The sequence below is a fragment of the Streptococcus acidominimus genome (genome assembly GCF_001921825.1).
Lineage (GTDB): Bacteria > Bacillota > Bacilli > Lactobacillales > Streptococcaceae > Streptococcus > Streptococcus acidominimus.
In genome coordinates this window covers 1-7069 of the sequence record NZ_MSJL01000068.1, presented here as the reverse complement: position 1 = coordinate 7069, position 7069 = coordinate 1, and the positions used below count along the sequence as shown (strand labels likewise).

8 protein-coding genes and 1 pseudogene are annotated in these 7069 nt (G+C 37.7%); 7 read left to right on the top strand and 2 right to left on the bottom strand.

Going from position 1 to position 7069, the window contains the following annotated elements; all coding sequences use genetic code 11:
• Both BU200_RS11805 and BU200_RS09760 read right to left on the bottom strand, forming a co-directional pair.
• Positions 1-114: transposase (locus BU200_RS11805; RefSeq protein ID WP_487246359.1), on the bottom strand; the 114-nt coding region annotated here is incomplete at its 3' end.
• A gap of 51 nt (positions 115-165) precedes the next feature.
• Positions 166-1014 (bottom strand): DUF4352 domain-containing protein, encoded by an 849-nt coding sequence (locus tag BU200_RS09760; protein ID WP_075099961.1) that lies wholly within the window; start codon positions 1012-1014, stop codon positions 166-168.
• 357 nt (positions 1015-1371) lie between these two features.
• Between BU200_RS09760 and rnpA the strand changes: the two genes are divergently transcribed.
• From rnpA to BU200_RS11030, 7 genes and pseudogenes are all read left to right on the top strand, one after another.
• On the top strand, positions 1372-1731 hold the full coding sequence (rnpA, locus tag BU200_RS09755; RefSeq protein ID WP_075099960.1) for a ribonuclease P protein component: 360 nt from the start codon (positions 1372-1374) through the stop codon (positions 1729-1731).
• On the top strand, positions 1715-2527 hold the full coding sequence (locus BU200_RS09750; RefSeq protein ID WP_075099959.1) for a membrane protein insertase YidC: 813 nt from the start codon (positions 1715-1717) through the stop codon (positions 2525-2527). The genes rnpA and BU200_RS09750 overlap by 17 nt, the downstream gene beginning before the upstream one ends.
• Before the next feature lie 18 nt (positions 2528-2545).
• Positions 2546-3505 carry an RNA-binding cell elongation regulator Jag/EloR gene (jag, locus tag BU200_RS09745; RefSeq protein WP_075099958.1) on the top strand — a complete coding sequence of 320 codons (960 nt, stop codon included), beginning with the start codon at positions 2546-2548 and terminating at the stop codon, positions 3503-3505.
• Positions 3506-3778: 273 nt separating this feature from the next.
• Positions 3779-5266: a DNA topoisomerase gene (locus tag BU200_RS09740; protein ID WP_075099957.1), complete on the top strand. Its 1488-nt coding sequence runs from the start codon at positions 3779-3781 to the stop codon at positions 5264-5266.
• Between the two features lie 2 nt (positions 5267-5268).
• Positions 5269-5634, top strand: a complete 366-nt coding sequence (locus BU200_RS09735) for a plasmid mobilization protein (protein ID WP_075099956.1) — start codon at positions 5269-5271, stop codon at positions 5632-5634.
• Entirely contained in the window at positions 5621-6862 is a 1242-nt protein-coding gene (locus BU200_RS09730) for a relaxase/mobilization nuclease domain-containing protein (RefSeq protein ID WP_075099955.1), read from the top strand. The genes BU200_RS09735 and BU200_RS09730 overlap by 14 nt, the downstream gene beginning before the upstream one ends.
• Positions 6863-6894: 32 nt before the next feature.
• Positions 6895-7069, top strand: a pseudogene (locus BU200_RS11030) (IS5/IS1182 family transposase); the annotation flags it as partial.

The window sequence follows — 7069 nt, the reverse complement described above, 5'->3', positions numbered from 1 at the left end:
TTGATGATCGACCTGATATTGTTTACTGAGTTGGGTAAGTGACTGTTCTTGGTTAAGGAATAAGCAAACAATTTCTAACTTTTCTTCTACTGATTTTGGACTTCTTTTGGACATGTGAAAACTCCCCATATAGTGTCTAGTGAATTTTTGTTTTTTCACTGTCCACTATATGGGGAGTATATCATAGGTAATCTTAGCGCGTTTTGCATTTGCTTTGATATAGGCTTCTACAAAGGTACGAAGCTCTGCCTCGGATGGCTGGTAGTTGGTAAATTCACGGCCGAATTTATCGATAAAGGTTTTTGTAAACTCGCTTCGTTCTTTTTCTAGATCATTTGCCAATGTCAATCCAGATTCAGATTCTTTCTCTGCATCTTTCTTTTCTTTTTTATCTTTCTCATCAGAAGAGACCAGAGAAACGATCTTAGCTTCGGATGGCTTAGCGCTTACATTGGTAGTACCGCCCGTTGCTTCTCCGTTTAAAAATACATTTGTAATGTATTCTTTGGTGAGATCAACAATCTTCTCTTTTTCATCAGGATATTTAGAAGGATCAACCTTGATTTTTACATCTTTGACATCTCTCTTTTCAAAAATGAGCGGAGAGTAGTGCAATTCATAACTTTCATCCTTAGAATCGACTTCAAAAACAACGTAACCTGTTGTTGTCTTTCCTTCTGCTAAACTTTCAAAGCCAATCATTTTAAACTTATCATTGGAATCGTAAACGTTTAGTGAGTCTGTTTTTTCATCATCAGAGTTATAGAGCGTTATATCACTGTTTGAAATTTCTAATTTTTTATTACCGGTGTTTTTTATCTCAAGCTTCAGGGCTAGATAGTTCCCCTCAGGAGACTCATCAGGCGGGAGGATATACATCCCCTCTTTCACTCGCAGTTCAACGTCACCATTACCAGCAGACTTGCCATCGGCAGATTGTTTACTACCTGAGCCACAGGCTACCAGTATCGATGCAGTTAAAACTAACGACATATAGGCAAAGATCTTTTTCATTTGTAATCTCCTTTACTTTTTCTATTTATATTTTATTATATTTCTCACCGTTCGTCAATGTAAAATTGGAAACCCTCACAAGACAACGGAAAGGAAGTGAGTTTTGCTTCCCGCCTTTCAAGGAAAATCGTCGTACCGAAGCTCATTCATACATAATAAATCAATAGTAATTTGATTGGATTTATCCTTTTGAGGGTATAATACTTAAAGTATTTAGGAGGAAAATTTGGATTTTTGGAGGTTTTTTACAAAAAAATGTTCAATATTTGTTGAAATGACCTGTATAAGTAAGTAGTTTATTGGCTTTTTTGAAAAATATGGTATAATGGAAGTAATTTTGAAAGATGGGGTTAGATTTTGAAGAAAACGTATCGTGTGAAGCGTGAACGTGATTTTAACGATATTTTTACACAGGGCAAAAATATAGCCAACCGGAGGTTTGTCATCTATCGGTTGACCAAAGAACAGATGCATTTTCGTGTAGGTTTATCGGTTAGTAAAAAATTGGGAAATGCCGTGATGCGCAATAGGATTAAACGTAGAATTCGGCATGTTCTGATGGAATGTGCTCCTTATCTAGCAACGGATGATTTTGTGGTCATTGCTCGGAAAGGGGTCGAGGAGCTATCCTATCAAGAAATCAAACAAAATCTTCTACATGTTTTAAAACTAGCTAAATTATACAAGGAAGGTGTTCCTTTTGAAAAAGAAAGTTAAATGGGCTAGTCTGCTCACTTTATCCCTGCTCTTGCTCACGGCCTGTGCTAGGGGAGATGTGACCAGCCAATCGACCGATGCTTGGGAACGATTGATTTATTGGTTTGCAAGTATCATTAAATTATTGTCTATCAATGGACAGTTGGGGATAGGGATTATCCTCTTTACCCTCTTAGTCCGTACATTGCTCTTGCCGCTGTTCCAGTTGCAGATGACTTCTTCGCGGAAAATGCAAGAATTGCAGCCACAATTGCGAGCCTTACAAGAGCAGTATTCAGGAAAAGATTTGGAGAGCAGGCAGTTGCTGACAGAAGCCACACGCAAGCTCTACAAGGATAATGACGTTAAGATGTCAGCATCCATGATTCCAGTCTTTATTCAGATGCCAATTTTGTTGGCCCTCTATCAAGCCTTGACGAGAGTACCAGAATTGCGGGTTGGGCATTTCCTTTGGCTAAATCTAGGGGAGACAGATCCTTATTATATCTTACCTATTCTAGCCACTGGTTTCACATTTTTGAGCATGTGGTTGAGCAATAAGGCTGCACTAGAGCGAAACGGTGCTATGACAGCCATGATGGTTGCGATGCCGCTTATGATTTTGTTATTTGCTCTTTCGGCAGCAAGTGGGGTGACCCTCTACTGGACCGTATCAAACGCCTATCAAGTCTTCCAAATTTTAGCCTTGAACAATCCTTTTAAAATCATTGCGGAGCGTCAAGCTAAGATAGAGGAAGAGCGGGAGCGTCGGGCAAGAATCAGAAAAGCTCAGAAAAAGGCTCGGAAAAAGAAATAGGATATTAGGAGATAAAAGATGAAGTTTACAGGATCAACAGTAGAAGAAGCAATCCAGAATGGACTGGTAGAATTAAATATTCCTCGTAAGAGAGCACATATCACAGTGCTTGCACGTGAGAAAAAAGGATTCTTAGGATTCGGTAAAAAGCCTGCTCAAGTGGATATTGATGTTATTGATGAAACAACGGTTGTAAAAGCCAATCAAAAAGCGGTGCGCGGTGTTCCGAATGAAGTGAATAGCCTTAATGAACCTGTTCAAAGTGTTTCTGAAGCAACGATTGACCTTGGAAAGGTTGTTGCGGCAGTCAAAGAATTTGAAAAAACTGGTCAGCAATTAGAGGATACGGTGAAAGCTAAAATCTTGAAAAACAAGAAAGATGCAAAGACCATTTTAGCTGAGACAGGCCGGATCGAAATTATTAAAGATGAAGATCTTGCAGCAGACACCGATCTTGGAGGAGCTAAGGCAGGATCGTTTGAAGATTTAAACATTAAGATTGCGCAACACTACGACATTGGTCAAGTGGTGACAGAAGTATCTGCCTATATTCAAGAGATCTTAGATGATATGGATGTGGAAGCTCGGATTGAAACAACCCATAATCGCCGTACCATCAATCTTCAAGTGGATACTGATGAACCAGGGCGCGTCATCGGCTATCATGGTAAGGTCTTGAAATCCTTGCAACTGTTAGCTCAAAATTTCCTTTACAATCGTTATGAGCGTAATTTTTATGTGACCATCAATGTCAATGACTACGTGGAGCACCGTGCGGAAGTCTTACAAGGTTACGCCCAAAAGCTTGCTGAACGAGTACTTGAGGAGCAAGAAGCCTATCATACTGACCCAATGTCTAGCAGTGAACGTAAAATTATCCACCGGATCATTTCAAAAATGGACGGCTTGACTAGCTATTCAGAAGGCAGTGAGCCAAACCGTTATGTGGTGGTTGATATTGAAGGAAAAAATGACTGATGCATACAAGCATTGACAATACTGCACTTTAAAGGAGTAGGCCTTGGGGCTTACTCCTTTATTTTGAGGTCTGGGTGTAGATATAGTCATTTATACTCGTCAAAAATCAAAATCTGACGTCGTTAACTCATCTTGACTTTTAAAGAGTATGAGTAGGCTGGGGAAGCATTTCTCTGGTCTTTTCTTGAAAATGTCCCCGATTTCCTGTTGTTTTTTCATAAAATCTAGTAAATGCTTGAAATTTAGGAAGTTTTTAGAGGTCCCCTTTATAAGTTGCAGTTAATTGATGAGGATACCAGTTTTGTTTTTTCTAATTCAGAAAAATTTACAAGTAAGGATCTTGCTCATTATTACGGTTCTTTTCTTTCGGATGTTGCAACAGTTATTTGTATTCAGCGTGAAGTAAAAAGGAAAGCCTCGCCACTATTATTTAGCACCGCTAGTCTTCAGGGCTACATGAGTCGATATTTTAGTTGGTCGCCAGATTATACTTTAGAAGTCGCAAAGAGGCTGTATCAAAAAGAATTTTTGACTTATCCTCGAACTGCTTACAATATCATTACAGAATACGAGTTTGCTTATCTGAATCGTCCAGAGTATATATATCAATTAGTTCAGTTAATTGGTTTAAAAGATTTTCAAAAAGTAAAAGAGGAGGTGACAGAGCGATATGTTGATACCGATAAAACTGGAGAACACCATGCGATTATTCCAACAGATACAATCGACATTTCTGCTTATTCACGATTAGTTCGAGATGAGAGATTACTTTATAAGGTAGTGGCGAAACGAACCCTCCTTATGTTTGAAGCAGATTATCAGTATCAATCAACTAAGATTGTTATTGATAATAATGGTCAAGAATTTCTAACCAAGCAGACTAATGTATTAAATAGTGGTTGGAAAAAATTTTCTTCTCGTAGCATGCAAGAAAAGTATCTCCCAGATTATCAGGAAGGGGAGAGCGTCTTACTTTCTCAAACGGTTTTCAAGGATAAAACAAAGGCTCCCAAACGACTAACTGAGGCTGATCTTGTAGAAGATGTATTGGAGAAAAAAGGACTAGGGACACCTGCTACTCGAGCCAGTATTCTCAAAACTATTTTAGAGAGAGGCTACGTGAAGAAAGAGAAGAAGACGGGACAGCTCCATCCCTTGGAACGTGGTAGACTTCTTATTTCCTATTTAGAAGATTTAGGTATTGATTACATTCATCCAGAAACAACCCGTATTTGGGAAGAAGAGCTGGAAAAAATTGGACAAGGTCTATTACAGGAGGGGAACACTCTGAGGTTTGTGCATACAATGTATGCCTCTGTGCTGTATGAACAATGTATGCACAAGCAAAAAATCAAAAGATTGGAGCCAGCTATGTCAAGAAGTAAAGAAAAGCGAAAAATTTTTCGATTGAGTTATGAGGAAGAAAAACAAATTAAACGGGTGATGGAATCTGAGGGAGAAACAAATTTTTCAGATTTTGTTCGTAGAAAAATTCTTGTGGACGGTATCGGGAAAAACAGTTATTTCAATGAGCAGGCATTTATTGAAACCATTGTGCATCGTCTTTCTCTGCAAACACAAATACAGTCTGTTGAAAAAATTTATGAACGAGTGTTGGAGGTTTCTGTTTTGTCTCAGAAAAAACAAACTGTTTCTCCTCAGGACTTTGATATTCTTCTGAATTGTGTGAGGAAATTATTGGAAGAGATTGACCGAGTTATTCCTCTCAGTCAGGATTTTAAAAATAGATACATGGAGTAGAAATGAACAATAGATACCGCACTAATTTACGAATGGTTTATCTTAGTGATAGCGAAAATCAACAACTAATAAGTCGAATGCGTGAGATGGGGAGTCGTACTTTTTCAGAATATGCTCGTTGGGCATTACTTTACCCAGAGCGGTCAATTGTAAAAATAGATACCTCTGGTTATGAAGAGTTGATGAGGGAACTAACTCGTATTGGAAATAATATCAATCAGTTGGCTAGATTGTCTCATCAGGAACAACAGGTTTCTTCGTTCACTGTTGAGCAATTGAATGAAAGTTTTGAACAGCTATTGTTAGAAATAAAAGTGGAATTTTCAGCTTCAGTTAAAAAAGTGGAGGAACATTATGGTCGTTACTAAACATTTTGCGATTCATGGTGCAAATGAACGAACCAAAAAAATAAAATACGTTATTCGTCCTGATAAAACAAATGGGATGACCTTGGTATCAGATTATGGAATTGACAATTATTTGGATTGGCCAATCTATGAAGATCTAGTGAAGATGTATAAATACAATTTTGAAATCAATGACAAGTTGTATGAAAAAAGAAATGATCGTCTTCAGTTGAAACAACAAAGCATCTCTATGCACCATTTGATTCAATCTTTCTCGCCTGATGACAGACTTACTCCTGAAGAGATCAATCGGATTGGATATGAGACTTTTAAAGAACTAACAGGAGGTCGGTTTCGGTTTATTGTGGCCACGCATGTCGATAAGGAACATATCCATAATCATATTTTGATTAACGCTATTGATATGAATTCAGATAAAAAATTGAAATGGGATTATAGTGTTGAACGCAATATGCGGATGATTTCAGACCGAATTTCCAAAATGGCAGGCGCAAAAATTATTGAAAATCCTGAGCGTTTTTCTTATACCAAGTATCAAACCTATAAACAATCCAGCCATCGATATGAACTGAAACAGCGTCTCAATTTTTTATTGCGACACTCGGATAATTTTAAAGATTTCAAAGAAAAGGCACAAGAGTTACATGTGCAGATTGATTTTTCAAAAAAGCATAGTCGATTTTTTATGCCCGATAGGGAAATGAAAAAAGTGATTCGTGGAGATAATTTGAATAGACGTCTTCTATATGATTTTGATTTTTTTGCCAAATATTTCTCTGGGCGACAAATTAAGCGCAAGATTGAATTTCTATTGGAACACTCTAGGGACTTGTCTGATTTTTTATTGAAAGCAGAGCAATTAGGAGTGCAAATCCACCTCAAAAAGAAAAATGTGGATTTTACAATTGGTACAGGGAAGTCTGCGGTTACGTTAAATAATCATGACTTGAGTAAAAAGATTTCCTATAACCGTGCTTATTTTGAAGATTATTTTGATACGGTAAAAGTAAAATCAGAAGCTGTTTTAGATGGTCAGCAGTTAATTGATGCTTATCAAGAGTTTGAGAGCCAGCAAAAGAGTCAGGTTACTGTTGAAGACATTAGGGAGAGTTATAAGCTATCTCGGGAAGAAAAAGAGAACCAAGCTACCTTTGAATTGGTATTGGAAGATTGGCAAATTGAAAAGGGGACCTCTAAAAACTTCCTAAATTTCCCCAAAATGAGATAATTGGGGAATAAAAAGTAATGAGGAGATCTGTCATGCATTTATTCACAGACGATGAAAAAATCTTGTCAAAACTATCAGAGAAAGGCAATCCCTTAGAACGTTTGGATGCCGTTATGGATTGGAATATCTTTCTTCCTTTGTTGTCAGAGTTATTCAGTCGTAAAGATAAAGTCATCAGTCGTGGCGGTCGTCCTCACCTAGACTATC